Annotated in this window: 22 protein-coding genes; 11 read left to right on the top strand and 11 right to left on the bottom strand. The window is 69.8% G+C overall.

Translation table 11 applies throughout. From position 1 onward, the window contains the following. The first annotated feature begins 5 nt into the window (after positions 1-5). Together madM and GV027_RS00105 are read left to right on the top strand one after the other, a co-directional pair. The gene (madM, locus tag GV027_RS00110) at positions 6-770 is read left to right on the top strand and encodes a malonate transporter subunit MadM (RefSeq protein WP_056022622.1); all 765 of its coding nucleotides are present in this window, start codon (positions 6-8) and stop codon (positions 768-770) included. A 4-nt stretch (positions 771-774) separates the two neighbouring features. Next, the gene (locus GV027_RS00105) at positions 775-1,464 is read left to right on the top strand and encodes a GntR family transcriptional regulator (RefSeq protein ID WP_159510552.1); all 690 of its coding nucleotides are present in this window, start codon (positions 775-777) and stop codon (positions 1,462-1,464) included. A 12-nt stretch (positions 1,465-1,476) separates the two neighbouring features. On the opposite strand, the gene GV027_RS00100 is transcribed toward GV027_RS00105, so the two are convergent. From GV027_RS00100 to GV027_RS00055, 10 genes are all read right to left on the bottom strand, one after another. Further along, a complete protein-coding gene (locus tag GV027_RS00100; protein ID WP_159510551.1) occupies positions 1,477-2,439 on the bottom strand; it encodes a hypothetical protein in 963 nt (320 codons plus the stop codon). Between the two features lie 11 nt (positions 2,440-2,450). After that, complete coding sequence (locus tag GV027_RS00095; RefSeq protein ID WP_159510550.1) at positions 2,451-3,527, bottom strand: alpha/beta hydrolase; 1,077 nt, start codon at positions 3,525-3,527, stop codon at positions 2,451-2,453. A gap of 1 nt (position 3,528) precedes the next feature. After that, positions 3,529-4,329 (bottom strand): TylF/MycF/NovP-related O-methyltransferase, encoded by an 801-nt coding sequence (locus GV027_RS00090; RefSeq protein WP_159510549.1) that lies wholly within the window; start codon positions 4,327-4,329, stop codon positions 3,529-3,531. Next, positions 4,320-6,377 (bottom strand): amino acid permease, encoded by a 2,058-nt coding sequence (locus tag GV027_RS00085; protein WP_159510548.1) that lies wholly within the window; start codon positions 6,375-6,377, stop codon positions 4,320-4,322. The genes GV027_RS00090 and GV027_RS00085 overlap by 10 nt, the downstream gene beginning before the upstream one ends. Continuing rightward, positions 6,377-6,772 carry an SCP2 sterol-binding domain-containing protein gene (locus GV027_RS00080; RefSeq protein ID WP_159510547.1) on the bottom strand — a complete coding sequence of 132 codons (396 nt, stop codon included), beginning with the start codon at positions 6,770-6,772 and terminating at the stop codon, positions 6,377-6,379. The genes GV027_RS00085 and GV027_RS00080 overlap by 1 nt, the downstream gene beginning before the upstream one ends. A 12-nt stretch (positions 6,773-6,784) precedes the next feature. Continuing rightward, the gene (locus GV027_RS00075) at positions 6,785-8,035 is read right to left on the bottom strand and encodes an acyl-CoA dehydrogenase family protein (protein ID WP_159510546.1); all 1,251 of its coding nucleotides are present in this window, start codon (positions 8,033-8,035) and stop codon (positions 6,785-6,787) included. Beyond that, positions 8,013-12,641: an aminotransferase class III-fold pyridoxal phosphate-dependent enzyme gene (locus GV027_RS00070; RefSeq protein WP_159510545.1), complete on the bottom strand. Its 4,629-nt coding sequence runs from the start codon at positions 12,639-12,641 to the stop codon at positions 8,013-8,015. Before GV027_RS00070 ends, GV027_RS00075 begins: the two co-directional genes overlap by 23 nt. Beyond that, complete coding sequence (locus tag GV027_RS00065; RefSeq protein WP_159510544.1) at positions 12,638-13,669, bottom strand: NAD-dependent epimerase/dehydratase family protein; 1,032 nt, start codon at positions 13,667-13,669, stop codon at positions 12,638-12,640. Before GV027_RS00065 ends, GV027_RS00070 begins: the two co-directional genes overlap by 4 nt. A 112-nt stretch (positions 13,670-13,781) precedes the next feature. Then, positions 13,782-15,878, bottom strand: a complete 2,097-nt coding sequence (locus GV027_RS00060; RefSeq protein WP_159510543.1) for a GMC family oxidoreductase N-terminal domain-containing protein — start codon at positions 15,876-15,878, stop codon at positions 13,782-13,784. A 15-nt stretch (positions 15,879-15,893) separates the two neighbouring features. Then, positions 15,894-16,598, bottom strand: a complete 705-nt coding sequence (locus tag GV027_RS00055) for a hypothetical protein (protein WP_159510542.1) — start codon at positions 16,596-16,598, stop codon at positions 15,894-15,896. 168 nt (positions 16,599-16,766) lie between these two features. On the opposite strand from GV027_RS00055, the gene GV027_RS00050 reads away from it, so the two are divergent. From GV027_RS00050 to GV027_RS00035, 4 genes are all read left to right on the top strand, one after another. Beyond that, positions 16,767-18,398 (top strand): ABC1 kinase family protein, encoded by a 1,632-nt coding sequence (locus tag GV027_RS00050; protein WP_159510541.1) that lies wholly within the window; start codon positions 16,767-16,769, stop codon positions 18,396-18,398. Between the two features lie 4 nt (positions 18,399-18,402). Next, positions 18,403-19,923, top strand: coding sequence for an AarF/UbiB family protein (locus GV027_RS00045; protein WP_159510540.1), 1,521 nt, complete (start codon positions 18,403-18,405; stop codon positions 19,921-19,923). Next, a complete protein-coding gene (locus GV027_RS00040; RefSeq protein WP_159510539.1) occupies positions 19,920-20,903 on the top strand; it encodes a hypothetical protein in 984 nt (327 codons plus the stop codon). Before GV027_RS00045 ends, GV027_RS00040 begins: the two co-directional genes overlap by 4 nt. Before the next feature lie 102 nt (positions 20,904-21,005). Continuing rightward, a complete protein-coding gene (locus GV027_RS00035; protein ID WP_159510538.1) occupies positions 21,006-21,224 on the top strand; it encodes a hypothetical protein in 219 nt (72 codons plus the stop codon). Here the strand turns inward: GV027_RS00035 and GV027_RS00030 are convergent, their stop codons facing one another. Continuing rightward, positions 21,225-21,695, bottom strand: coding sequence for a hypothetical protein (locus GV027_RS00030; RefSeq protein ID WP_159510537.1), 471 nt, complete (start codon positions 21,693-21,695; stop codon positions 21,225-21,227). On the opposite strand from GV027_RS00030, the gene GV027_RS00025 reads away from it, so the two are divergent. From GV027_RS00025 to GV027_RS00005, 5 genes are all read left to right on the top strand, one after another. After that, on the top strand, positions 21,688-22,053 hold the full coding sequence (locus GV027_RS00025) for a CsbD family protein (RefSeq protein WP_031395490.1): 366 nt from the start codon (positions 21,688-21,690) through the stop codon (positions 22,051-22,053). The genes GV027_RS00030 and GV027_RS00025 overlap by 8 nt on opposite strands. A gap of 4 nt (positions 22,054-22,057) precedes the next feature. Beyond that, positions 22,058-23,590 carry a PAS domain S-box protein gene (locus GV027_RS00020; protein WP_159510536.1) on the top strand — a complete coding sequence of 511 codons (1,533 nt, stop codon included), beginning with the start codon at positions 22,058-22,060 and terminating at the stop codon, positions 23,588-23,590. Next, entirely contained in the window at positions 23,587-23,799 is a 213-nt protein-coding gene (locus GV027_RS00015; RefSeq protein ID WP_056408432.1) for a CsbD family protein, read from the top strand. Before GV027_RS00020 ends, GV027_RS00015 begins: the two co-directional genes overlap by 4 nt. Before the next feature lie 35 nt (positions 23,800-23,834). After that, positions 23,835-24,713 carry a hypothetical protein gene (locus tag GV027_RS00010; protein WP_056408435.1) on the top strand — a complete coding sequence of 293 codons (879 nt, stop codon included), beginning with the start codon at positions 23,835-23,837 and terminating at the stop codon, positions 24,711-24,713. Positions 24,714-24,955: 242 nt separating this feature from the next. Beyond that, a partial coding sequence (locus tag GV027_RS00005) for a BapA/Bap/LapF family prefix-like domain-containing protein (RefSeq protein ID WP_159510535.1) occupies positions 24,956-25,433 on the top strand: 478 nt, incomplete at its 3' end.

The following is a 25,433-nucleotide window of genomic DNA, read 5'->3' as shown; positions in this document are numbered from 1 at the left end:
AACGCATGGAAATGATCACCAAGGTCCTGACCGCCAATGCACTGCTCACCGCGTTCGCGGTCGTCGGCATCGTCATGTGGCTGTCGAACATCCTGTCCGCCAAGCTGACGATGGGCCGGGTCCACGGCTCGGCGATCGCGATCCTGATCGGCCTCGCGCTCGCCTTCTGGGGCGGGATCGCAACCGGCGGACACAAGGGGCTCGCAGACCTGCCGATGCTCGCGGGGATCGGGCTGATGGGCGGCGCGATGCTGCGCGACTTCGCGATCGTCGCGACCGCGTGCGAGGTCGATGTCGAACAGGCCAAGAAGGCGGGGCTGATCGGCGTCGTCGCGCTGCTGCTCGGTACGATCCTGCCGTTCATCGTCGGCGCGCTGGTCGCGGCGTCGTTCGGCTATACCGATGCGGTGTCGATGACGACGATCGGCGCGGGCGCGGTGACCTATATCGTAGGTCCGGTCACCGGGGCCGCGATCGGGGCAAGCTCGCCCGTGATCGCGCTGTCGATCGCGACGGGCGTGTTCAAGGCGGTGATGGTGATGGTCGGCACGCCGTTGGTCGCAGGGCTGATCGGGCTCAACAACCCGCGCAGTGCGATGGTGTTCGGCGGGCTGATGGGGACGGTCAGCGGCGTGTCGGGCGGGCTTGCTGCGACCGACCGCCGGCTCGTCCCCTATGGTGCCTTGACCGCGACCTTCCATACCGGGCTAGGATGCCTGGTGGCGCCGTCGATCCTCTATCTGATCGTCCGCGCGATCGTGGGGGGCTGACAGCGTGGCGGATATCGAGAGCGAAGACACGGGGCTGCTGTCCGACCGGATCCGCAACGCGCTGACCGATGCGATCTCGTCGGGCGAGCTCGCGCCCGGTACGATGCTCGACGAACAGCAACTCGCCGACCGCTACGGCGCCTCGCGTACCCCGGTCCGCGAGGCGCTGCGCCAGCTCGCGACCAGCGGGATGGTCGAGGTCCGCCCGCGTCGCGGCGTCATCGTCCGTCATGTCACCGCCGAGGAGGTGATGGACATGTTCGAGACGATGGCGGAGCTCGAGGCGGTGTGCGTCCGGCTCGCCACCTACCGGATCACGCCGCTCGAGCGTAGCCGTCTGCTGCGGGTCCACGAGGCGAGCGAGGCGGCGGTCGTGGCGGCCGATGTCGACGCCTACGACGCGCTCAACCGTGAGTTCCACGAGGCGATCTACCGCGCGGCGCACAATGACTTTCTTGCCGACCAGGCGATCGCGGTGCGGACGCGGCTCAACGCCTTCCGCCGGATGCAGCTGCGCCAGGACCGCCGCCTCGCCAGCTCGCGCGCCGAGCATGACGCAGTGATGCGCGCGATCGCCGAGGGCGATGGCGACGAGGCGGCGCGGCGGATGCGCGCGCACATGCTGAATGCCGCGAGCGCGCTCGACAGCTATATCGCGCACCAGGACGCCGCGCACGCCAAGCCGGCGGGATGATCGCCCGGCGCGTCAGGCTCGGCGCCCAATGGGCCGGGTCATCATGTAGATGCCGACCAGCAGCAGGTCGGGGACCCACAGGAAACCGCCGCGCATGTAGAAGTCGGTATTCTGGCCGGTCCAGAGCCAGTTGAACTTGCCGTTGGCGAGCCACAGGCCGTCAAAGCCCTCGATCAGCGCCCCCTGCAGCAGCAGGATCGCGAGCATCCGGGGCTCACCGCGCCGCACCGCGAGCCACAGGCCGAACAGCAGGAACAGCCCGTAGGCGAGGTTGCGCGTGCCGATCCACCGCGCGGGCAGGATCGCGCCGAACAGCGCCGACCCCGTCCCCCAGTCCGGAAACGGCCGGAACGCCGCCATCCAGAAGCCGGTGCTGTCGAACCACCACCAATAGGCGAAGAGCAGCTTCATCCCGGCATAGGCGAGCGTGACGACATAGCAGACGATCACGAAATGGCGGTCGATCCAGCGGCCTGCCGCGCCGGCACGTGGCGGGATCGCCGCTGTCGGCGTCGCGCGAGCGGGGCTGTCCGACTGGCCGGCGAACACCCATGCCGCCGCGAGCAGCGCGACCACCCAGCCGACACTGACGAGCATCGCGCCGCTCGATGCCGGCGGTGCCCAGCCCAACGCCTGCCCGCGGCTCAGCCAGACGGCATCGATCGTCTCGATCAGCGCCGCCTCGCAGGCAAAATAGGCCGGCAGACGATAGGCGCGCAGACACAGCGCGACGATCACGGTGGCGAGAAACCCGATCGCGTGCATCGCGGTCCGCGTGCCAAGCCATTTCGCCGGCAACAGCGCACCATAGAGCGCGGCACCACTGCCCCAATCCGGGAAGGGCCGGAACAGCAATTCCCACCGCGCGATGCCGTGAAACCAGAAATCGCCGGCGACCAAGGCCTTGCTGGTGATATAGACGAGCATCACCGCCAGTGCGGCGAGGAACGCGGGCACGGAGTGACGGACGGGCATGATGCGCGCTTTCAGTTCGACCCCGAGGGGTGGCTGGTGGAGGACCCGCCCGCGGCCTGCGGATTGGCAGGCCAGCGGCCGGGGGCATGGACGCGGATCCAGTCCACGACCGCGTCGATGAGTTCGGGGGGCGGCTTGAGGATCATCAGATGCGGCAGGTCACCGAGCAGCAGGAAGCGCTTCTGACAGGTAAGCTGGTCGAACAGGTGCTGTTCATAGGCGACGGGGAAGACTTCGTCGCCGCGTGACGAGATCAGCATCAGCGGCGTCGTGATCCGGTCGAGCGGCCGTGCGAGGTCGGTCTTGGCAAGGGTCGAGATCGCCCCGAGGCCGTAGGCGAGCGTGACCAGCGGATCGGTGCGCATCAGTTCCATCGCCGAGCCGCCGCCGGGCAGCTTCAGCTTGTCGAACGGCAGGTACCAGGTGACGGGAATCGACCAGGCGCGCAGCCGCAGGAACAGCCAGCACAGGAACGGCACGAGCCACAAGGGCGGCTTCAGGATCGCGATCTGGCGGATCGTGTTGCCGTCGAGCCAGGCGATATTGTGACAGACGACGGTGGCGACCGCGGGATCCTCCGTGGCCGCGACGTACAGGCCGATCACCCCGCCCTGGCTGCTGCCCGAGAAGACCACCTTGCGGCCAAAGCGCGCATGCGCCCAGGCGCAGACGGCGCGCGCGTCGTCGATCGCCTGCGTCACGGTGAAATAGCCGCGCCAGCGTCCGCTCCGGCCGTGACCGCGCGGGTCATAGGCGACCACCGTGCAGCCGCGGCGATGCAGGTCGACGAGCAGCTGCGCGTAGAGCTGCGCATAGGCCGCGGTCCCCGGCATGAAGACATAGACCGGCGCATCGTGCGCGCCCTGCAGCACATAGAGTGCTAGGCACACGCCGTCCGCGGTCCTGAGATAATCGCGCGCGAAGCCATTGGGCGCCGCATCGATGCCGAAGCGCGCGTAGAGACCGGCGAGATAGGTAATGAGCGTACATTCGCACGCACGCCGGCGATGCATGTACCATTGGCTGACCGCGAGCCACAGCGGCATCCCGCCGAGGAGGAGGGCGGCGAGGATGGACAGGATCGTCATCTCAAGCCGCCGCGCCACGTCGGGTGGCGGCCGGATGGACGGACAGGCGCCCTGCCCCGGCGCCGTCCGGGGGGACCGCCGCCACCGCCGGAATGTCGGGCCCGCCGCGGCAGACGATCATCGCCTGCGTGCTCGGCAGTTCGATCGGTCGTTCGGGTCGGGTCGCGAGGAAATCGGCAAAGGCGCGCTCGACCCCCGGCAGCATCGAATAGTCGTGCGACAGGATGATCCCGCCGCGCACCATCCGGGGATAGAAGAAGGCGAGCCCGGCCAGCGTGCTTTCATAGAGATCGACGTCGAGATGCACGAAGCTGAAGCGCAGCGCGTCGAGCCCGGCCGTCGAGGCGGGAAACGCGCCGGGATGAAACCGGACCATGTCGAGATCGGCAAGCCGCGCGCGCACCCGCGGCAGGCTGGCTTCGAACTGACCCCGCTGCAGGACTTCGCGTTCGTCCGCGCGGGGTTCGGGAAGCCCGGCGAAGCTGTCGAACAGATGCAGCGCCCGCCCCGGCGCCGCGGCGGCGATCAGCGACGCGGACGTCCCTTCGAACACGCCGAACTCGGCCAGATCGCCATCGAGCGCGGCCTGCGCATGCGCGATGCCGTACAGCGTGAACGATTCGTTCGCGGTCAGCAGCGATTCGCGACCGCGCTTGCTCCGGCGGATCAGCGCCAGCGTGTCGCCCCGCTTGTGCCCCCGCAGCGACAGCGACTCGATCGCCGAGGCGAGCCCGATCGCACCGCGGCGGAGCAGCCGGCTGCGCCCGACGATGCGCTGGACCTGAGGGTGCTTCATCCACATCGGCCGGTCTCCTCCACGGGACAAAAGGCGAGCGCCGCGTCGGCGGCGATACCGTCGGGCAGGCGCAGGTCGCGCCATGTCCAGCGCGTACCGCCGAACTGCAGCGTGCCCGCGCTGGCGGACAGGGCGAACGGCGACTGGGCGCGCACCGACAGGCCGAACCCGGTGCCCTTCACCAGCGCCTCGTGGCGGGTCCAGCGGCGCGTCACCTCGGAATCGGGGAGTGCGTGATCGCGGCACAGGAATGGCGCGCGGTCAGGCCCGTGGCATTCGATATCGATGCCGAGTTCGGTGTCACGAGCGAGCGCGGTCAGCGCGATCGCACCGCTCCGGCTGGTGTTGAAGTATAGCGGCGCCGATCCGCGCGACCGGATGCTCGGCTTGCCGCGTGCCCCCGACACGATCTCGACCGCGTCGGCGGACTGGCCGAGCGCGCGCGCCAGCAGGCCGCGCAGTTCGAACCGGGCGCGGCTGGCCCGGGCGGTGTGCGTATCGGTCGCGCCGGTGTCGGTCGGCGGGGTGGCGGGCAGATCGTACAGCCACAGGTCGATGAACCCGCGCTCCGGCATGACGCAGGTCGCGGCAGCCCAGTCCGCGACGATCGCGCCGTCGCTGACCGCGACGCGCGCATGCCGGGGCGTGGACACGGGCGACGGCGTCGTCACCGGGCTGCACCGACAGGCGCGCGGACGGCCGCCTGCTCCTGCGACCAGCGGGAATAGAGCGTGAGCAGCGTGACGAGCAGGATCGCGACGGCGACGCGGGCGATGGCCTGCGGCACGATCGCGGGCACGGTGAACAGCGATGCCACCGCGATCAGCGGCATCAGGACGATCACCGCCCAGTGGCTCGCCCCCGGCAACCGGCTGCGGAAAGGCCGGGCGAGATCCGGGCGACAAAGGCCGGGCGAGATCCGGGCGACAGCGGCGCAGACGCTCGACCGCGCCGACATAGGCGGCATAGATCACGCAGATGATTGCCGACCCGACGAGCCCGACGACGAGATACAGATCGAACGCCGCGATCAGCAGCGCAGCGAGCAGGCCGAGGCTGCCCAGCACGAGCACGGCACCGACCGGCGCGCCCGTATCGACCTGTACCCGCGCGACGAACCGCGGCAGCGATCCCTCGCGCGCGAGCGCCTGGAGCAGTTGCGCGCCGCCCATGATGCCCGCGTTGAACGTCGAGACGATCGCGCCGAGTCCGACCAGCACGGCGAGCGCAATGCCGGGGCTGCCCAGCAGCGCGGTGAACAGCGGCACCTGCGGCGTCGCACTCGTGGCGATCAGGCCGTGCGGCAGCCTTGTACCGAGCGCGGCGACGAACAGGCCATAGGTGACGAGCAGCGTCCCGATCGCGACGAGCATCGCGATCGGAACCCGCCGCGCATAGGCTTGCCGCGACAGGCCGACCGGGGTGACCCATTCGAACCCGGTATAGATGAAGATCGCGAGCGCGATCGCCGCGGGCAGCCCTGCCCAGCCCGCGGGCGCGGCTGTCGTCGTCAGGTCTCGCATCGGCGTGACGCCCGGTGCCGGCAGGAACCAGAGCGCAGCCGTGGCGGTGACAAGCAGCACCGCCATCGTCCCGAACGCGGTAAGGATCTGCAGGCGACGTGGCAGGTCGAGCCCGCGCAGGTTCGTCAGCACGACGACGGACATCAGGACGACGATCGACACCGTCGGTGGCACGGCGGGCAGCGCGGCCTGCACCACCATCGCAAAGCCGTAGCTCTCCACCCCCGCGATCATCACGACGAACAGCAGATAGGCGTGGACCAGCACCAGCGCCGCGACCGGTCCGAACGCCGCGCGGAAATAGGTGATCACCGCAGGCGAGGAGGGCCACATGCTGGCCAGCTCGCCGATCGCCGCGCCGATCACCGTGCAGATCACGCCGGCGACCAGCAGCGCGACCAGCGCCGGCCCGGTGCCGGTCACCGCGAACAGGCCCGAGACCATCGCAAAGGCCGAGTTGCTGAGCGCCATGCCCGCGCCGACCGCGACATAGAACAGCCACTCGCCGCGAAAGGACAGGCCGGTCGCCATCACAGCCCCCAGATGACCATGGCGAGCGCTTCGAGCTTCACCTTGTCGCGCGCGTCCGAATAGACTTCGAGCTGTCCGTCGATCACCGCCGAGGACGGATTGTAGCGGCCCGCGAAGATCTCGATCAGCGTCCGCTCCTCGCCGCTCAGCGTCACGAACGGGGTGTCGCCGGTGCCCTCGGTCCCGTCGCGGATATCGGTGACGCGGGTGCCGGTCACCGTCAGCACGACGCTGCGCGCGGTGTCGGTCGCGTCGACAAGCAGGCGGCGGTTCCAGCCCGCCGTCAGCTTCGCCGCGCGGACATTGGCGTTGAAGCGATCGCGAAAATCGCCGAGCCAGTGATCGAGCGTCTCAAGGGGAACGGCGGGCTGCACGGCGGCGGCGGCAAATGTCATCGCGATATATCCTCAGGCCCAGGGTTGCGGCGTGCCGAGCAACTGATTGCCCATGATCACCTTCAGCGTGTCGTCGGAGGGGCCCATCAGCGAGCCGGCGCGCGCATCGCGGTAACAGCGCTCGACGAGGTGGCCGCGCTTGTAGCCGCTGCCCCCGCAGACCTGCAGCGCGGTATGCGCGACATCGACCGCCATCTCGCTGGCGATGATCTTGAGTTCGGCCAGCTCGACGAAATAGGGATCGTCGGGATTGTCGCGGATGATCTCGTCAAGCAGCCCGGCGGTGTTGAACTCGTTGAACAGGACCACCGCATTGTCCGACATCTGCGCGACCCGCAACACGGTCGCGCGCGCCTGGTCGATCCGGCAGCGCATCTCGGCGGCATAGCGCTGCACCGTCTCGACGGTGGCGAGCGAGCGTTGCGTATCCGAATGGACGCGCCCCTTCACATGCGCGATCGCGCCGTCGAACGCGGCCGAGGCAAGCCCCAGATAACAGCTCGCGAGGCCGACCAGGTAGATCGGCAGCGCATAGGCCATCATGAACGAAAAGCCCGTGGTCTCGCCGCCGAGCCGGGCGATCGGCGGGACGTGCACCTGGTTGAAGTGCAGCGGGCGGCTGCCATTGCCGCGCAGCCCCATGCCGTCCCAGGCGCCCTTGGGCTCGATCCCGGTCGCATCGCCATCGACCCAGAACATGCTGAGATCGGTCGCACCGGCATCGGCATTGCCGCGGGTCGGGACGAGGTAGAAATCGGCATGGCCCGCCGAGGTGCAGAACGACTTGAAGGAGTCGAGGATGAAGCCGTGGCCGTTCTTCCGCGCATGGCTGTCCATGTGCCAGATCCGGTTGCCCGATCCCGGTTCGCTCATCGCGAACGCGCCGAGAAGCTCGCCGCGGACGATCGGGGCGATGAACCGCTCGACCTGTTCGGCATCGGCGAGCGCGCAAAGCATCGGCAGCGTCGACTGGTGCATCGTGTAGATCATCGCGGTCGACACGCAGCCCTTGGCGAGCGCCTCGGTCACCAGCGCGGCGGTGACGATATCCCCGCCGCCGCCGCCCATCTCGGTCGGGATCATCAGCGCGAGCAGCCCCGATCGCTTGAGCGCGTCGATATTGGCGCTGGGGAAGACCCCGCCGTGATCGATCTCGGCCGCATTGGGGCGCAGCACCTCGCGCGCCAGCGTCTCCGCCTTGCGACACCAGCGTCCCTGCTCCCGCGTGAGCGCGATGCCGTCAAGATTGAGGGCGTTGGGCATATCTTTCCCCTTGGTCATGAAGGTTATGCGTGCGGCGGGCGCGCCAGTCGGCGGGCTCGAGCGGTCGGCCGAAGCTGGTCGGCGCGGCGATCCGGAAGCCCTGCCGCGCGCCCCAGCCGCGCAGGGCGCGAAGATAGTCGAGCGGTACGCCAAGCCCGATCGGCGCGGCGTCGAACCGGCCTTCGAGCGCAAGGATCATCGGTTCGCACATGCACGCGAACGCGACCCCAGCAGCGAGGCCGAAGCGGATGCCCAGATCGGGCGCGCCGGGGACCGCGACCAGCCCGCCGTCTAGCACCAGCAGATCGGGCCGCGCGGTCGCGGTCGCGCGGCCGATGTTGCGCGGCTGCGATACGTCGCACAGGATCGCGTTCGGGCGGAACAGTTCGGGTGCCAGGATCAGGTCCGGACTGGAGGTCGCGGTAAAGACGAGGTCGCAGGCGGCGAGCGCGGCATGGTCCGCGGCAAGCTCGACATCGCCCGCGAGGATCAGCCAGTTGGCGACCGCGGCCGCATCCGCCCCGGTCCTGTCGTGATAGGCGAGCGCGCGGCGCGCCAGGTCGCCGCTCACTCCGTCGCGGCCCGCGATCAGCGCCGCGGCGATCGCCGCCGCCGCCGACCGCAGCCGCGCCAGACTGGCGCGCCGATGCCCCGGATTGCCGACGAGCACGATCCGGCTGACGCGCTCGGCCATCAGATAGGCGAGACCGAGTCCGACCGAGCCCCCGCCGCCGACGATCCCGACGACCGCCTTGTCCAGCGGACGGTCGAGCCGGTCGCACGCCGCCGCCATCGCATCGACCGCGGCGATCGCGGTGTAGCTGTTGCCGGTCGTGACCGGCACCCCCGAGCCGGCAAGGTCGCTGCCGCCGCCGCACGCGATCGAGCAATAGCCGCCCAGCCCGACCACACCCGCGCCGGCGGTCCGCGCGAGCTCGGCCGCCGCGCGGATCGCCGCGAGCCCGCCGGCGCGGTCGCGTGCCAGCGCCTGCGCAGTCCAGGGCACGAGGATGACCGTACCGGACGCGGTGCGATCGTTACCCACGACCGACAGCGTGTTCGCGACGAACGGCGCGATCATGCCGCCGAGCCGGTCGGTCAGTTCGGTCAGCTGCGGCACGGAAAAGCGCGCGAGGGTGTCGTCGATCGCGGCAAAGCCCGCGGCGTCGAGCGGATGCGCGAGGAACGCCCAGGGTCGCGCGTCGTGCTTCGCGACGACGATCGACGGCGCCGACGGACCCGGCGGGGTCCGCGTCTGGCCGATGGCCGATGCGGACAGCGGCGCGTCGAGCAGGTGGTTGACCAGCGCCCCGCCATCCCCCGCCGCTAGCAGCCGTGCGACCTGCCCGACCGCGGCGACGATCAGGTCCGCCTCGGCCTCGGTCAGCGTCAGCGGCGGCTCGATCCGGACGACCTCGCTGCCGAGCAGCGTCGGTGCGACGCGGACGTGACAGACGTTGAGGAGATAGCTTGCGACGAGCGGCGCGAGCATCGCCTGTTCGGCGAGGATATCGAGCAGGCCGTGAGCGGCGGGCGCGGCGCGGCCCGCGGGCAGCTGCAGCCCGAGGAGATAGCCACGCCCGCGAACGCCCAGCCGGGCCGCCGGATAGCGATCCGCCACGCCGCGCAGCCCCGCCTCAAGCCGGGCGCCCCGCTCGGCCACCATATCGACGAGACGCCCGCCATCGGCCGTCAGCCGGGCGAGCGCGGCAAGGCCGACCCGGCAGGCGAGCCCGTTGCCGGCAAAGGTCGAGCTGTGCTTGCCCGCAAATGCCGCGCTGTGGCAGCCCGACGCATAGAGGACCGCGCCGATCGGCAGCACCCCGCCGCCGAGCGCCTTGGCGATCAGCAGGATGTCGGGCGCGACGCATTCGACGTCGCACGCGAACATCGCGCCGGTGCGACCGAGCCCGGTCTGGATCTCGTCGACGATCAGCAGCACGCCGTGCGCGCGGCACAGGCTGGCCGCGGCGGCGAGATAGCCGCGCGGCGGCTCGACGATGCCCGCCTCACCCTGGATCGGCTCGACGATGAACCCGGCATAGCGCGTGCCGGTCTCCACGAGCACGCGCTCGAGCGCGGCGATGTCGCCGAACGGCACATAATCGACGTCGAGGACGGGTGCGCCGAACGGCGCCTGGAACGTGTCGCGGCCGGTCACCGACAGCGCGCCCAAGGTCTTGCCGTGGAACCCGTTGGTGGTCGACAGAAAGCCCGGGCGTCCGGTCGCGGCGCGCGCGATCTTCAGGCCGATCTCGGTCGCCTCGGCGCCGCTGTTCGCAAAGCAGACGTGGCGCAGCCCGGGTGGTGCGATCGCCAGCAGCGCCTCGGCCAGGGCCCCGGCGGCGTCATTCATCGACGGCTGGACGAGGCTCGGCGCGGCAGCGGTACGCGCCGCGTCGAGCGCCTGCCATATCTCGGGTGGATTATGCCCGAAGGGAAGCGCGCCGAACCCTGCAATCGCGTCGAGGATGCGCGTGCCGTCGTCCCATGTCAGCCAAGCGCCGGCACCGCTCGTGAACGGCCGGTCGAGCCGGAAGCGGCGAAGCAATGCCCCGATCTCGGGGTTGACCAGCGTTTCCCACGGATGACGCCCGGCCGTCGTCCCGGGCGGCGCGGCGCATTCGGCGGCGATCTCGGCGATGCTCCATCCGCGCAGGAGCCGTTCGAGCGGCAGGTCGATCGTCATCTCCCGCTCGATCGCGGCGCGCAGGTCGGCAAGTTCGAGCGACCCGAGACCGAGCTGGTGCAACGGGCGCTCGACCGCGACGTGCAGATTCGGATCGCCGAGCAGCCGGCGGACATGGCGGACCAACGTTGCGGTCAGCGCGTTGGCGTCGGGGCACGCGTTGGCGGGCAGCGCGACGCTTGCGCGGGCGGCGGGCGCGGACGAGTGCGTAGGCCACGCCGCGATCACCCCCTCCAGCCGCTGGTCGCACCAGGCGTCGCGCACCGCCGCGCGGCGCAGCTTGCCGCTCGACGTCTTAGGCAGCGTGCGACGTCGGAGCAGGACGACGGAGCGGACCGCGATGCCGTGCGCGTCAGACACCGCGGCGCGCACTGCCGCGATCACGGTTTCGGGCGCATCGCTGCCCAGATCGGCAAAGACCTCGGCCGCGACGACCAGCGCATCGGTATCGCCCTCGACCGCAAAGGCCACGACATTGCCGGGGCGGACCGCGGCGTGCGCCGCCTCGACGGTCGCCTCGATATCGTGCGGCACGTGATTGGTCCCGGCGATGATGATCAGGTCCTTGAGCCGTCCCGTGACGACGAGCTCGCCCTGATCGAAAAACCCCGTGTCGCCGGTGCGCAGCCAGCGCGTCCCGGGCTCGCCCGCGATGCGCGCGCCGAACACCGCTTCGCTCTCCGCCGCGCGGCCCCAATATCCACCGGCGACGCTCGGGCCCGTCACCCAGATCTCGCCGGTGGCTCCGGAGGACTGCCGCTCCAGAGTTTCCGGGTTCACGAGCGCGATGTGGTGGCCGGCCGCCGCTGTGCCGCAGGCGGCATAGGCCAGCGCGGGCGACGGGTCGCCGTCCGCGGCTGGCGCGCCGACCATCCGCGGCCCCCCTTCGGCGCGGGTGCCGCTGACGAACACGACGCTTTCGGCCAGTCCGTAGAAGGGGCGCAGTGCCGCGGCATCGAAGCCGACCGGCGCGAAGGCGGCGGCGAACCGGTCGACCGTCGCGCGTCGGACAGGCTCGGCACCGCTGACAGCGACACGCCAGTGTTGGAGATCCAGCCCGTCGCGCTCACCTGCGGCGATGTGACGATGGCACAGCTCATAGGCGAAATTGGGTGCGCCGCTCCAGACGCCGCGGTGCCGGGTCAGCGCGCGCAACCATCGCACCGGCCGGTTGAGAAACGTCTGCGGAGCCATGAGCACAAGCGGATGACCGCCATACAGCGCGAACAGGATGCCGCCCGCCAGCCCCATGTCGTGGAAATGCGGGAGCCAGGTCACGCCCGGCGCACCCGCTGGCAAGTCCATAGCCGCGCCGATCGCCGCGAGGTTCGCGAGTGCCTGTGCGTGCGTGATCATCACGCCCTTGGGCATCCCCGTCGATCCCGACGTGTATTGCAGATAGGCGATGTCGTCCGGCGACGGCAGGTCGCGCTGCCCCGGCGCGGGAAACGGCGGTCCGGATGGTCCGGCAGACGCCGGGGGCAGCGCGTCGCTGGCGATCCATATGACGCCCTCGCGAGACGCCGCCGCGGGCAGCGCGGCGACGCGATCGCTGGTCGTCAGCGCGATCCGGGGCGTACAATCCGCGATCACCGCGGCGGTCGCGGCATAGGCCAGCGCGCCGATCGTCCCGCCGCGTGGGCACGGCACCGGAACCGCAGTCATGCCGGCAAAGCCCGTCGCGAAGAAGCCGATGATGAAGTCGAGCCCGGGGGGATAATAGAGCAGGACGCGGTCGCCGCGCCTGCCGTGCGCGAGCAGGTGCGAGGCGAGCGAGCGCGCGCGCGTTTCGAGCACGGCGAGGTCGAGGATATCCTCGCTGCCGTCCTCGCGTTCGAACCGGTACCCAGCGTCCTCGCCGCCGCCCGGGGACGCCCTGGCGATGAGCAGCTCGACGAGGGTCGAGGCGCCGGTCACTGGCTTGCACCATGCGCGACCGGCTCGCCCGAGATCGTTTCGCGCAGGACGGCGCGACGCGTCTCGGCGATCTGATCGCGGACCCAGTGCACCGCGGGCGCGAGCACGTCGCGCGCCGGTCGCGGGCGATAGCCGAGCTCGGCGCGGGCCTTGTCAGACACGACGAACCAGTAGCGGCTGAGATAGTCGAGCAAAACCGGCTCGATTGGCGGCGCCCGTCGGACCAGGCGGCACGCGACCACCGCGCTTCGCAGCAGCGCGAACGGCACGACGACCACGGGTCGGCGGACCGCGGCGATGTCGAGCATCAGCCGGACGACCTGTTCGATCGTCAGATTGTCGCCGCCCAGGATATAGCGTTCGCCGGCACCGCCCCGCGCGAGTGCGGCGACGATACCTGCCGCGACATCGTCGACATGGACGACCGAGCTGCCACCGCGCACCGCCAGCGCGGGCCAGCCGCTGAGCACGTCGCGGATGCTGCCCGCGGTGATCCAGTCCTGATCGTCGGCACCATAGGTTTCCGCGGGGCTGACGATCACCGTCTCGAGCGTGCCGCCATTATGGCGGAGGACTGCCTGTTCCGCCGCATGCTTGGCGACCGCATAGTCGAGCCCCGACTGGCCGAGCGTGAAGCGGCTGCGCTCGTCGAGCGCGACGGGTTTGCGGGTGCCGTCGATCGCGGCGGTCGAGGAGACATAGACGAGCCGCCGGACACTGGTGTCGGCGAATGCGGCGAGCAGTCTGAGCGTCCCCTGGTGGATGACGTCATGGACCGCCGGGCCGGTGATCTGGTCCCAGCCGCTCAGCCCGGCGAGATGAATGCAGGCATCACAGCCCTTGACCGCGCGGGCCAGGCTGAACGCATCGAAGAGATCGCCGCGCACCTGCTCGACCGCGAGTCCGCCGAGCCGGCCGATCCGACGGTCGGAGCGGACGAGACAGCGGACCTGGTATCCGTGGTCGAGCAGCCGTCGCACGGTGCGGGCGCCGATGAAGCCGGTACTTCCCGTGACCAGAACCCTCACCACGACCTCCTTCAGAGAAGATCCCACAATATCGGGTTTGCAGGATGTGACATCGCGATGCTGGTCCGTAATGGAGCGCGAGCGTATCAAGCTGCTCCATTATGAATGATCGTCAGGCGACGATGGACTTCGCGGCATAATGGGCGAGCGCCATGACCGTCATCTGCAGATTTACGGTGATCGGCGACGGAATGATGCTGGCGTCGGCGATCCACAACTTGTCGATCCCATGGACGCGCATGTCGAGATCGACCACGCCCTGCGCCGGATCGGGATGGAGCACATTGCCACCCTGCAGATGCGCGGTCGTGATCTTGAGATACTGGAGCGGGCCGACCGCCCCGAAATAGGCGTCGAGCTCGGCGGGCGAATTGGCCCAGGTCGCATCGAACCGCGTCGAACAGACGCGGCGCGCGCCGGCGGCGAACATCGCCTGCCCCGCCGCCTTCATCCCCAGCGTCAGGCGATACCAGTCGTCATCGTCGAGCGCATAGGAGATGGTGTAGCCGCTCGACGAGAGATCGGCGTTGATGCTGCCATAGGCGTTCGCGCCGATCACCGGGACCGCGACCGCGACGTCGTTGTAGCGATCGAGCAGCCCCATGAAATCGGGACCCCATTGCGGGGCCTCCATCCCGAGCGATGACGGCGGTCCGAAGGCGGTCTCGATCACCATGCGCTCGCGCGGCATTTCGATCGCATAGCCGACCTGGATCCCGCGGGCGCCATATTGGCGCGTTGCGAACTCGCCGAACACCGGGGTTCCCATATTGCCCGAGAAGCGCTTGCCGACGGTCCGCACCCCGGGCAGCGCGCCCGAAAAGCCGCTGCGCCGCAGAATCTTGGTCGAGGCGAAGGCGCCCGCGGCGAGAACGATCCGATCGGCCTCGACCTGAAAGTCGGTGCCTGTGGCATCGCGCGCATAGGCGCCGCGGCACCGCTGCGCGCCCGGTTCGCCGTCGAGCATCAGACCCGTGACGTGCGCGTCCGGGACCAGCAGCGCACCCGCCGCCACGAGTCTCGGCAAGGTCGTCTCGTTCATCGACTGTTTGGCGCCGAACCGGCATCCGGCATTGCACCGCCCGCACCCGATACAGTCGAGGATATTGCACTTTACCGTGGTCGCGGTCTGGCCGATCGCGGCAAATCCGTCCTTCAGCGTCTGCGCCATCGGCGGCATCACCACCGGGTTGACGGGTCGGACGTTGAGCAGGTCGAGCATCGCGTCGTAGCTGGCATCGAGCCGGGCCCAGTCGAGCGTCACGCCGAAACGCTCCCAGCGCTTGACGACCACGTCGTCCCACCAGACGCCCTCGGGCTTCCAGGCGACCGAATTGTTGAGCAGCGTCCCGCCGCCGACGACGCGCCCCTGAACGAAGGTCGTCTTCTCGTCCGCGGACAAAGTGAAGCCGCCGTTCATGTACAGGGACGCGGCGGACTCCATCAGCTTGTCCGGCAGCGCGTCGTTGGGCACCAGCGGCCCGGTCTCGAGGATCACGATCCGCGCCGACGGATCGGCCTGCTGGATGAAATAGGCGGCGGTGGCGCCCCCTGCCCCCGACCCGATGACGAGATAGGTCGTCGAACCGGCCGGTTTGCGCGCGACCTCCGCCAGCGTCCGCCGGCGCTGCATTAACAGCGTCGAGGCGGGCGTACGCTGCGGGTCGGCGAGATCCGGCCCGCTTGGCGGGGTCCAGCTTCGCTGCTGGAACCGCTGATAGTCCAGCCCATTCCAGGTGCGGTCGAGGTCGAGATAGGCACCGCTCAGCAACGTCTTGACCGCGCCGATGACGATGATGTTCTTGATCAGCTGGTCTTCCTCGGCCGCGGCCTGCTCGCCGAGCCGCACGAACAGCGTGTCGACGACGCGGGCCCGGCCCGCTGCGGATCGAAAGCAGAAGACGATCCGCAAGACCTGGCTCCAGACCGGCAGGAACAGGCCGAGCAGCAGACGCGCAAGCGGCGAATAGGGCAGCTTTCGCGGAACCCAGAGCGGCATGACGAGGACGCTGAGCGCCGCCTGGACGAAGACCGCGCGCGTCATCATTTTCAACAGCCGATCGAGTTCGCGCACCACCGCGCGGCCGTCGGGATCGAGCAGGACATTGCCGGGATTGCGACCGATCAGCGCCACCGCGAACCGCTCGAGAAAGCCGCGGTTCGCACGCCAATACAGCCAGAGCACCGCCGCGATCAAACGCTCGACCACCGCACCCTCCCGCGTCTAGAGGCGACGCTTGCGCGTCGACGGCGGGCCGGCCGGCGGGGGGCGGTCGTCGACGCGATCGGCGTCGTCCCCGGGCGCGCCCAGGCTCTCGTCGGGGGCCGTGCCGTCATCATGATCGCGCGGATCGGTGTCCTCGCGACCCAGATCGCGGTCGGCATCCTCCGCGTCGTCGAGCGCATTGTCATATTCGTCCTGGAAGCGCCGACTGGAGCGCGAGACGACGCTCGCGGCGCCCGCCAGCGCGTCGGATACGGCATGGGTGAAACCGGCCACCTCGTCCCCCGCCTCCTCGATCCGGTCGGCGTTCGAGCGGCGCGTGGCATAGGGCGCCGGCGCCCTGTCGGGATCGCGCTCGGCATACTCATCCTCCCGATCGAGGTCATCGCGGTACGCCTCGTCACGGCGGCGGCGGCTGGCGCGCGTGGCGCCGCCGAACAGGTCGAGCGCGACATTGCCGAGGATCGTGACCGCGCCCTTGAAGCTCTCAGCGTTCGCCGCGCTCCAGGCGCGCACCAGCGCATTGACGTCGTTCGCGACGCGATCCGCGACGCGATCGATCGTCTCGACATTCTCGGCAAAGTCACGCGGCGACCGCAGGTCGCGCCGGGATCGGACCCGCGCGCGCCTGACCAGCCGCTCATGCTGCACACGATCACGCCGGTCGCTGTCACCCTGATTTGGTTTGTCAGAACGGTTTGCCATGCCCAATCCTTTCGAGATTTGCAGATTCAGCTATCAGTGTACTTACGCCTTGGTGTTTTGATTGGTTCTTGACTATCACGGATCCCGGCATAGTTTAACAAAGGCATTTAAATACTATCTCCACTGCGGACTAGAACTTCGTTTGAAACCTCCGAAATGGAGCAAGACATGCTGGCGGCGGTCATCGACAGCGACGAAATCGGCGAGCGGCGCGGGGTATCGGCGGTCGGAGCCTGGCATCTGGTCGTGGCGATCGGCCGCGCGGCATGGCTGACGGCGCTTGCAATACGGCTGTTCTTCCGGCCCGCGGTACTGCACCTGCTCAAGCACGACTCGACCGAGGCCGAGGTCGCGCGTGGGTTGCGGCGGCTGCTCGAAGCGGGGGGCGTGACGACCGTAAAGATCGGGCAGTATCTGGCGATACGGCGCGATCTGTTCTCCGCGCTGACGTGCGCGGAACTGTCCCGGCTGCTCGACGCCGTACCGCCGATGCCGGGCGATCGTGCGGCGGCGATCATCGCAGGCGAACTCGGGTCGCCGATCGCGACGTGGTTCGCCGCGTTCGATCCGGTACCGATCGGCGCCGCCTCGATCGCGCAGGTCCACCGCGCGCGGCTGCACGACGGCACCCGGGTCGCGGTCAAGATCCAGCGCGACGGCATCGTCGCGACGATGACCGCGGACTTCCGGCTGATCGCCGCCGCCGCGGCGCTGGCGGATCGGCTGGGGCTGTTTTCCGGCGTCGGCGCGCGGGCGCTGGTCGCCGAAATCGCCGCCTTCACGATGCGCGAGACCGATTTCCGGATCGAGGGCCGAACCGCGGATCGCATCGCCGCGGATCCCGAGCGCGGCGTCCGCATCCCGCGGATCCACTGGACGCTGAGCACGCGGCGCGTGCTAGTGATGGACCTGATCGTCGGCGTGCCGCTGGCACGCGTCATCGCGCGCGGCGGCGATGCCAAACGCCTGCGGATCACGCCAGCGGTGATCGCCGAACGACTGTGCGAGGCGTTTCTTCGCCAGCTGTTCGTCACCGGCTTCTTTCACGGCGACCCGCATCCGGGGAACGTCATGATCCAACGCGGCGGTGGAATCGCGCTGATCGATTTCGGCATCTTCGGCGAGATCTCGGGCGCGGACCGGCTGACGCTGGCGGCCTATGTCGAGAATCTGGCGCTTGGCCGGATCGAGGCGGCGTTCGACTGCTATGCGGCGCTCGTCACCCCCGCGCCGACGACCGATGTCGCGGCGTATCAGCGCGCGACGCAGGCGATCCTGCGCGGCTGGCACGAGGCCGCGACCGATCCGGCGACCCCGGTGGAGCGCCAGCTGACGGCCTATTACCAGGGCCTGATGTTCGAGGTGATGCGGCGGCACCGGGTCCGGTTGGCGCCGGAGCATCTCCTGTTCTGGCGCGCGCTTGGCCTGCTGGATTCGACCGCGCATCAGCTGCCGGGGCAGTTCGACCTGCTGGCGGCCGTGCGTCGCTTCTTTGCAGATATCCGCCCGGGCATCGGCGTGCGCGGCGCATCTGCGATCGGCGGCCTCGTCGACTATGTCCGCCTGACACGTGGGGAGGCCGCGCGCGCCGTGGCGGCGGTGGCGCGACGGCCGGCAATCCCGATCGTCGCGCGGCTGCCGGGTGGCGACGATGCCCGCGCGGTCGCGCTCCCGCTCGCCGCGGTCGCGCTGGCGCTGCATGCCGCCGCATTGCCCCACGGACTCGCGGCCGGCGTGGTCGCCGGCGCGGCGGCGCTCGTCGCGATCGGCGGCGTGCGCGCGCTATGGGCCGGGAGCTGATCGCGTGGCGGCGACCGCGCAGCAGGCCGCCGTGCGGCTCGCCCGGCTGGGCCACGGCGGGGTGCGTCTCTCGCAACTGATGGCGCTGCGCATCGATCTGTTCGACCGAGAGACGACCCGGGCGCTCACGCTGCGCCACCCCGTCGAGGTCCGACCGCCGGCCCAGGCCCTCGCGGTGATCGCGACGGAGCTCGACCAGACGCTCGACGCGATCCTGCCGGTCTGGACCGCCAGTTCGACCGGGAGCAATCCGTTATGCTGGACCGCGTTCGGTCGGCGTGCGGACGGGCGCGACGTCCTCCTGCGCGTCGCCCTACCCGAACGCGCGCCCGGCAGCGCGACGATCGACACCGCGATCGCCATCGTCATCCCGCTGCTTCGACCCGGTGTCGATTGCGAGCACGCGGCGACATCCTTGGCGCAGGATCTGCACCACTGGATTGCCGCCGATCTCGACATTCACGGGCAACGGCGCAGGATGCTCGCGTGGCGGCGTCGAGCGTTGACGCGGACCGGAGTCGTCGTCCCGCGGATCTGTACGCCCGACGCCCCGCATGTGATCGGCGTCGCGCCGCTGGCCGGGCTGCCGCTCCCCCAGGTCGAGCAGCTCGTCGCGCGCAACGACGTGGCGGCGCTGGACCGGCACGACATCGACGCGCCGACCGCGGCGCAACGGCTCATCGAGACGGGGCTTGAACGGCTCTTCATTCATCACGAAGCGCCGGTCGACCCGCGCCCCGCATCGCTGGTCATCTTGCCCGAAAGCCGGATCGGCCTGGGCGATCTCGGCGCCGCCGAGCCAGTGTCGCGCGCGCTTGAGCAGGCGCTGCCCAGGTTCGTCCGCGCGTTGCTGTCGGGCGATCCGGCCCGACTGTCCAGCGAGGCAGTGGTGCTGTTCGAGGCGGGGCCGGTGGCGGATGCCGCGGCCTATGCGAGTCACGTCACGACGCTGGAGCGGAGGATGCGGGATCGGCGCGACGGCACGTGGTTCGAGCGCGCGCTTGCCGACGGGCTCGCCGCCGCGGGCATGTGCGGGTTTCGCGTGCCCGCCGATCTTCTGGCGGCGCTACGCTGGATGACCGCTCTTGCCGCCAGCGCCTGCCGGCTCGACCCGGCGGTCGACCTTGCCGCGATCACCCAGCGCTTCATGATGCGGCGTAGCATCGAGACACTGTTCGAAGCGCCCGACAGCCATGCGATCGCGGTCGGGCTGCTCGACGAAATCGAACCGCTCGCGACGCTGCCCCGCCGGATCGACCAGCTCCTGTCACAGGCGACCGCGCCGCAATACCGCGTGCCCGTAGATCTACGCGAACCGCCGGCCGACCGCGCGGTACGGCGGGATCAGCGGCGGCTGATCGGCGTCGCGATCTTCTGGGTCGGCTGTGCGGTGCTGCTGCTGGTGCCGCATCCAGCCGCCGATCGCTGGCCGGCACGGGCGTCGACCGCACTGACGGCCACGCTCTGGAGCCTGGCAGCGCTCAGCGCGACGGGCTTTGTCCAGCTCTGGCGGCGGTCGGCGTGAGCGCGTTCGGCGAGGCCGCGTGCGCCGCCGAACAGGCCGGCAGCACAGCGCTGGCGGCAATGCTGCGCGCAAGTGCCTCGTTGCTGGCCGGCGACAGCGAGTCTGCCGCCCTGCCGCGCGACGTCGTCATGCGTCTCCACCGCGATGCTTGGGAGATGCAGGCCCGGCTGTCGCAGGTCGCCGCGGTGCCGGGTATCGATGCGGCATTCGGCGATGTCGTGCTCCTCGCGCGCGACCTTGGCGAACGTCTGGTTGCGCTGATCGCGCTGGTCGACACACTGGTCGACGAAGCCGAGCGGCTGCACGGCACGCAGGCGGGCCGGGGTCGCTACAAGCGCCAGCAGGCCAAGGCCGCGCTCCTCTATGCCGCACGGCGCGGCGGGTACGACATTCCCTGGGTCCCGAGCCTGCTCGAGCCGGCGGTGTTCTCGCTCGGCGCCGATCTGCTGATCGATTTCACGGTGGCGCACGTCAACCAGAACGCTCTGTGGGACACGGACCAGCTCGCCGGCGCGCGGCTCGGCATCCGCGCGCGGATCGCGAGCCCGCCGCTGCTGCTGCTGCGCCAGCTTCTCGACCGCGCGGCCGCATGGCTCGCCGGACTGGCATGGCGACTCGTGCTCGGCGCGAACCAGCTCTCGCCCGGGCTGCGCGTGATCGTCGACCGTGTCGCGAGCCGGGATGCGGGGGCGCTTGCCGCGGTGGCCGAGTTGCGGACGCTGATCACGGACAATCCGGGCCTGGTGCGCAGCCTCGCCGCGGTCTTCGCGATCGGCACGCAGCAGGCGGAGGTGTTCGTCCATCTGTCGGGCGCGCAGAAGCAGGCCTATGTCCGCGCGCTCGTCATGATCGTCCTGCGCCAGCATGGGCTGGCCGGCCGATCCGTGCTGCTCGACCGGATCATCGAACAGGTCGTGACGGTCGGGATCGACGCGACGGTGGCGATCTTCAACCGGCGGGGTGGCTTCCGCCGCGCGTGAGGGCGACCGCCGGACGGGCGCGGCGCCGACTGGGATATCTACCCAGTGCACTGGTCCTTTCCGATCACGCGGCGGTGGCGCTGACGGCCTAAGGTCGCGGCGATGACCATTGAGAAAAGCAGGACGATGACGGATCAGGACGACGACCGGCCGCCCCACACCGGCGATGCCGGCGAGGCCCCCTATTTCCACGCGCGCGCCGACTGGCATGAGCGGCGCGCCAGCGTGGCGACCGATGCCAGCACGGTGACGCTGCATCGCCGGTTCGCGCGATTGTACCGGGCGCGGGCGGCCGATCCTCTAGTATATGGATACCCATGATTAGCGCATAAATACCAGAAACTTACGTCCTGTTTCACGCTTTATGCGTCCGATCCGGAAGCAGTTGCGCTCCTGGAATGTCGGGAGCCCGATCATGAAGAGCCTGTCTGCGACGATCGCCTCGCTCGTGCTGATGACGGGAGTCGTCGGCTGTGCGGCACCGGCGACGCGCATATCCTCGGGGTTCAGCGCTACGGGCTCGACGCGCCGCGCGCAGATTGCGTCGGCGAGCGGCTCCAGTCGCGCCTGTCGCTCGGGCAGCTCCAGCGGCTCGGCAAGGCGGCCGCGGCGTATCGGCAAAACGACACGACGCCGGGAGCGCTGACGCCGTCCGACCTGATCCGTGTCGCCTCCGAACTGCGCGACCCGGCGATCGCGCTCGAGGTCGGCAAGGCCGCGGCGGCCTGCCGTTTCCTTCCCTGAGCCGAATTGACGTTTCCCCACTTTCGATAAGGACAAGACGATGAACAAGGACGAATTCCAGGGCGGCGCACGCTATGTCGGCGGCAAGGTCGAAAAGACGATCGGCGATACCGTCAGCAGCCGTGACTGGCAGGTCGACGGCGTCGTCGATCAGGTCGCAGGCGGCGCACAGAATCTCTATGGCCGCGCGAAGTCCGCGGTCGCCGATGCGGTCGATGGCGCCCCGGAGCTCGCCGACAAGCTCGGCAGCGACGCCCGCGAAGCCGCCGACCGCGCCGGCCAGCTGGCGCGCCAGGGTGCGCGAACCGTGCAGGAATCCGCCGAGGACGCACCGTTGCTCTGGGCACTCGGCGCCGCCGCGATCGGCTATGGCCTGGCCTGGCTCGTCCACGGCCAGCGCGACTGATCCGATGACCGCCGCCCCCGCCCTCAAGTCGCTGCGCGACTCCGCCGATCTGCGCCATCTGCGCCAGATCATCGCGGGGCTCGACGAGGGCGTGATCCTGATCGATCCGGACCAGTCGATCCTGTGGGCGAACGCCGCGGCGCTCGCGATGCACGGGGTCGACGCGGTCGAGGATCTGGGGGCGACGGTCGACGCCTATCGCGCGAAGTTCCAGCTGCGCTATCGCAACAACCACCGGTTGGGCGAGGATGACTATCCGATCGAGCGCGTCGTGTCGGGCGAGGCGTTTTCGCAGGTCGTGGTCGAAGTGGCGGTCGCGGGCGAGGACAGCCCGCGCTGGGTCCATCAGGTCCGCAGCCTCGTCCTGACCGACGACCAGGACGAGCCCGAATGCCTCGTCCTGGTCATCCAGGACGTCTCGGCGCAGTTCGAGGCGGAGGACCGGTTCGAGCAATCGTTCAACGCGAACCCCGCGCCCGCGCTGATCTGCCGGCTGTGCGATCTGAAGTTCGTGAAGGTCAATCAGGGTTTTCTCGACATGACCGGGCATGAGCGCGACGGGGTGCTCGCGCGCACGCTCTACGATCTCGACATCCTCGCGCATGCCGACAAGCGCGACGTGGCAAAGCAGCGGCTGTGCGAGGGGCGGACGATCCCGCAGATGGAGGCCGAACTCGACCTGCCCGAAGGCGGCACCAAGCTGGTGATCGTCGCGGGCCAGCCGATCGATCTGGCCGAGCAGGCGTGCATGCTGTTCACCTTCGCGGACCTCGAACCGCGTCGCAAGGCGGAGACAGCGCTGCGCCACAGCGAGGACCGGTTCACGCGCACCTTCTCACTGGCGCCGGTCGCGCTGGCGATCGGCACGCGCGACGGCCACCGGCTGTGCGACGTCAACGAGGCGTTCACCGAGCTGACGGGCTATACGGCGGCGGACATCGTCGACCAGCCGCTCGGGGTCGTCGATCTGTGGGAGACCGGTGCGATCCAGCACGCGATCGAGGGCGAGATCGCCGCCGACCACCCGATCCGCGACCGCGAACTGCGGCTCCGATTGAAATCTGGTCAGGTGATCGACGGGATCGTCTCGAGCGAGCCGATCCAGCTCGGCGGCGAACCGTGCATGCTGTGGGCGATGCGCGACATCAGCACGCGCAAGGCATCCGAACGCGAGCTGGTCCATGCGATCGAGGCGGTGATGCAGGATACGAGCTGGCTCAGCCGGTCGATCATGGAGAAGCTGGCGCGGATCCGGACGCCGCAGGCCGATCCGGTCGGCGTCGGGCTCGATGAGCTTACTCCGCGCGAGCGCGAGGTGCTGGCGCTGATCTGTCGCGGGCTCGACGACAAGTCGATCGCGCGGACGCTCGACGTCTCGGGCAACACCGTGCGCAATCACGTCGCGCGGATCTATTCGAAGATCGGGGTCAACCGCCGCAACGCCGCCGCCGCCTGGGCGCGCGCGCGCGGCTTCGACGGAGACTCGCTGCCCGCGCGTCATCCGGCCGACGCAGCAAGCAAGGAGGTCGCAGCATGACCGACGACACGACACCCGGCGGCAAGGCTGGCAGCAAGACCGGACGCGCACGCCAGGCCAAGGGCTCCGTCCAGGAGGCGATCGGCAAGATCATCGGCGACCCCGGTGTCGAACGCAGCGGCCGCCGCGAAAGCAAGGCCGGCGCGAAGCAGGCCCAGGCCGAGCCGCATGAAACGGATCATTCCATCGACCGCGACGGCGCCGACTGACGCCGTCGCGGGCACATTATTCAACAGGAGCATCTATGACGATCACCACGACACCCGGCGTTCTGCCGGCCGACGACCTGCGTCTTGCGAAGACGCCCAGCCGCATATCCTGGGGGGCGATCTTTGCGGGCGTCGTCCTCGCGATCGCGGTCCAGCTCGTGCTGGGCATTCTCGGCACGGGCATCGGCCTGACGCTGGTCGACCCGGTCGAGGGGACCACGCCGGGCGCTGCGGGCTTCGGCATCAGTGCCGGGCTGTACTGGGTCGTCACGACGATCATCGCGCTTGGCGCGGGCGGCTATGCCGCGGCCCGCGTTGCCGGCGTGCATGACCGGTTCGACGGGCTCGTTCACGGGCTTGTGGTCTGGGGCGTGACGCTGATCCTGACGCTGTACCTGCTGACCTCGGCGGTCGGCGGGATCATCGGCGGCGCCTTCCGTACCGTCGGCTCGGTCGCGACCGCGGCCGGCACCGGAATCGGGGCTGCTGCGCCCAAGGTTGCCGACGTCGCCGGCGTCGATACGGGCGACGTCCGCGAAGAGGCGGCCGCCTATCTGTCGGACGCACCGTCGGATCCTGCTCAGATGACGTCGGAACAGGCTCAGAAGGAAGTCGCCAAGCAGCTTCCCGCGCTCGCCCGCGGCGGGCCGGACGGCGCGCGTGCCGAGAGCCGCATCGTCGACATCGTCGCCGCGCAGCGCAAGATCGCGCGTCCCGAAGCCCAGGCTCAGGTAACGCGCGCCAAGGCACAGTTCGTCAAGACCAAGGACGAGACGATCGCGACCGCCAAGTCGGCGACCGACACCGCCGCCGGCGCCGCTGCGGGCACGTCGTTCATGGTGGTGATCGCGATGCTGATCGGTGCCGCCGCCGCAGGGGCCGGCGCGACCGCCGCGACGCGCCGCCGCATCTGATCGCGATCCGCCGAGCCTGACTGGGGCGCTGCCGGATCCTCCGGCGGCGCCTTTTTTTTGGCCGGCGCCTCACCGTGCCATGACCCTGGCCGCGGAATTGATTCCGATAGCGGAATGGTTGCAGCCCCCCGACCGCGCCGGGCTTTGTCCCTCTCGAGAAGCCAGCAGTTTCGAAGGTCGTCGACATGCCCGCTGGGGCCGTCGGCGCCGCGGCGCTGCTGACCCGCACAGGAGGATGAAGCATGGACGTACACGTCATCTCGAAGGCAACCGGGGCCGTCACGCGCGTATCGGGAGACGCCGTCAGCCTCGATGCGCCGAGCGTCGTCCGGCTCGACCTTGCCCGCTCCGAAGTTGCGGGGTTCGAGCGCGAGGGCAATGCGCTCATCGTCCGCCTGACCAACGGGGACCATGTCGAGGTCGCCAATTTTCATCCTGAGGATGCCGGGGTCGCACCGCATGATCTCGTCCTGAACGAACCCGGCGGCACCATGTGGCAGGCGCGCGTCGCGCCGGGCGCGCCGCGCTTCGTTCCGCTCGAGGATCCCGAGGACCTCGTAGCGGCGGCGGGCGGCGGCGGTGGCGCCTCGCTCGCGCTGCCCGCTGCCCTGCTGGGCGGGGTGGTCACGGCAGGCGGCGCGGCGGCGGCACTGGGCGGCGGCGGCGGCTCGGATACTCCCGCGACCCAGCCCGATCCGGCCACCCCACCCGTCACGACCC

Source organism: Sphingomonas sp. T1 (assembly GCF_902506585.1).
GTDB classification, from domain to species: domain Bacteria; phylum Pseudomonadota; class Alphaproteobacteria; order Sphingomonadales; family Sphingomonadaceae; genus Sphingomonas; species Sphingomonas aerolata.
Note: the sequence above shows the minus strand (reverse complement) of the source record. Positions and strands in the feature narration are given on the sequence as shown.

Excerpts from the sequence above, each read along its gene's own strand:
- madM (WP_056022622.1), top strand. The coding sequence starts at position 6 with ATGGAAATGATCACCAAGGTCCTGACCGCCAATGCACTGCTCACCGCG.
- GV027_RS00100 (WP_159510551.1), bottom strand. The coding sequence starts at position 2,439 with ATGCCCGTCCGTCACTCCGTGCCCGCGTTCCTCGCCGCACTGGCGGTG.
- GV027_RS00095 (WP_159510550.1), bottom strand. The coding sequence starts at position 3,527 with ATGACGATCCTGTCCATCCTCGCCGCCCTCCTCCTCGGCGGGATGCCG.
- GV027_RS00090 (WP_159510549.1), bottom strand. The coding sequence starts at position 4,329 with ATGTGGATGAAGCACCCTCAGGTCCAGCGCATCGTCGGGCGCAGCCGG.
- GV027_RS00085 (WP_159510548.1), bottom strand. The coding sequence starts at position 6,377 with ATGGCGACCGGCCTGTCCTTTCGCGGCGAGTGGCTGTTCTATGTCGCG.
- GV027_RS00080 (WP_159510547.1), bottom strand. The coding sequence starts at position 6,772 with ATGACATTTGCCGCCGCCGCCGTGCAGCCCGCCGTTCCCCTTGAGACG.
- GV027_RS00075 (WP_159510546.1), bottom strand. The coding sequence starts at position 8,035 with ATGCCCAACGCCCTCAATCTTGACGGCATCGCGCTCACGCGGGAGCAG.
- GV027_RS00055 (WP_159510542.1), bottom strand. The coding sequence starts at position 16,598 with ATGGCAAACCGTTCTGACAAACCAAATCAGGGTGACAGCGACCGGCGT.
- GV027_RS00050 (WP_159510541.1), top strand. The coding sequence starts at position 16,767 with ATGCTGGCGGCGGTCATCGACAGCGACGAAATCGGCGAGCGGCGCGGG.
- GV027_RS00035 (WP_159510538.1), top strand. The coding sequence starts at position 21,006 with ATGACCATTGAGAAAAGCAGGACGATGACGGATCAGGACGACGACCGG.
- GV027_RS00025 (WP_031395490.1), top strand. The coding sequence starts at position 21,688 with ATGAACAAGGACGAATTCCAGGGCGGCGCACGCTATGTCGGCGGCAAG.
- GV027_RS00020 (WP_159510536.1), top strand. The coding sequence starts at position 22,058 with ATGACCGCCGCCCCCGCCCTCAAGTCGCTGCGCGACTCCGCCGATCTG.
- GV027_RS00015 (WP_056408432.1), top strand. The coding sequence starts at position 23,587 with ATGACCGACGACACGACACCCGGCGGCAAGGCTGGCAGCAAGACCGGA.
- GV027_RS00010 (WP_056408435.1), top strand. The coding sequence starts at position 23,835 with ATGACGATCACCACGACACCCGGCGTTCTGCCGGCCGACGACCTGCGT.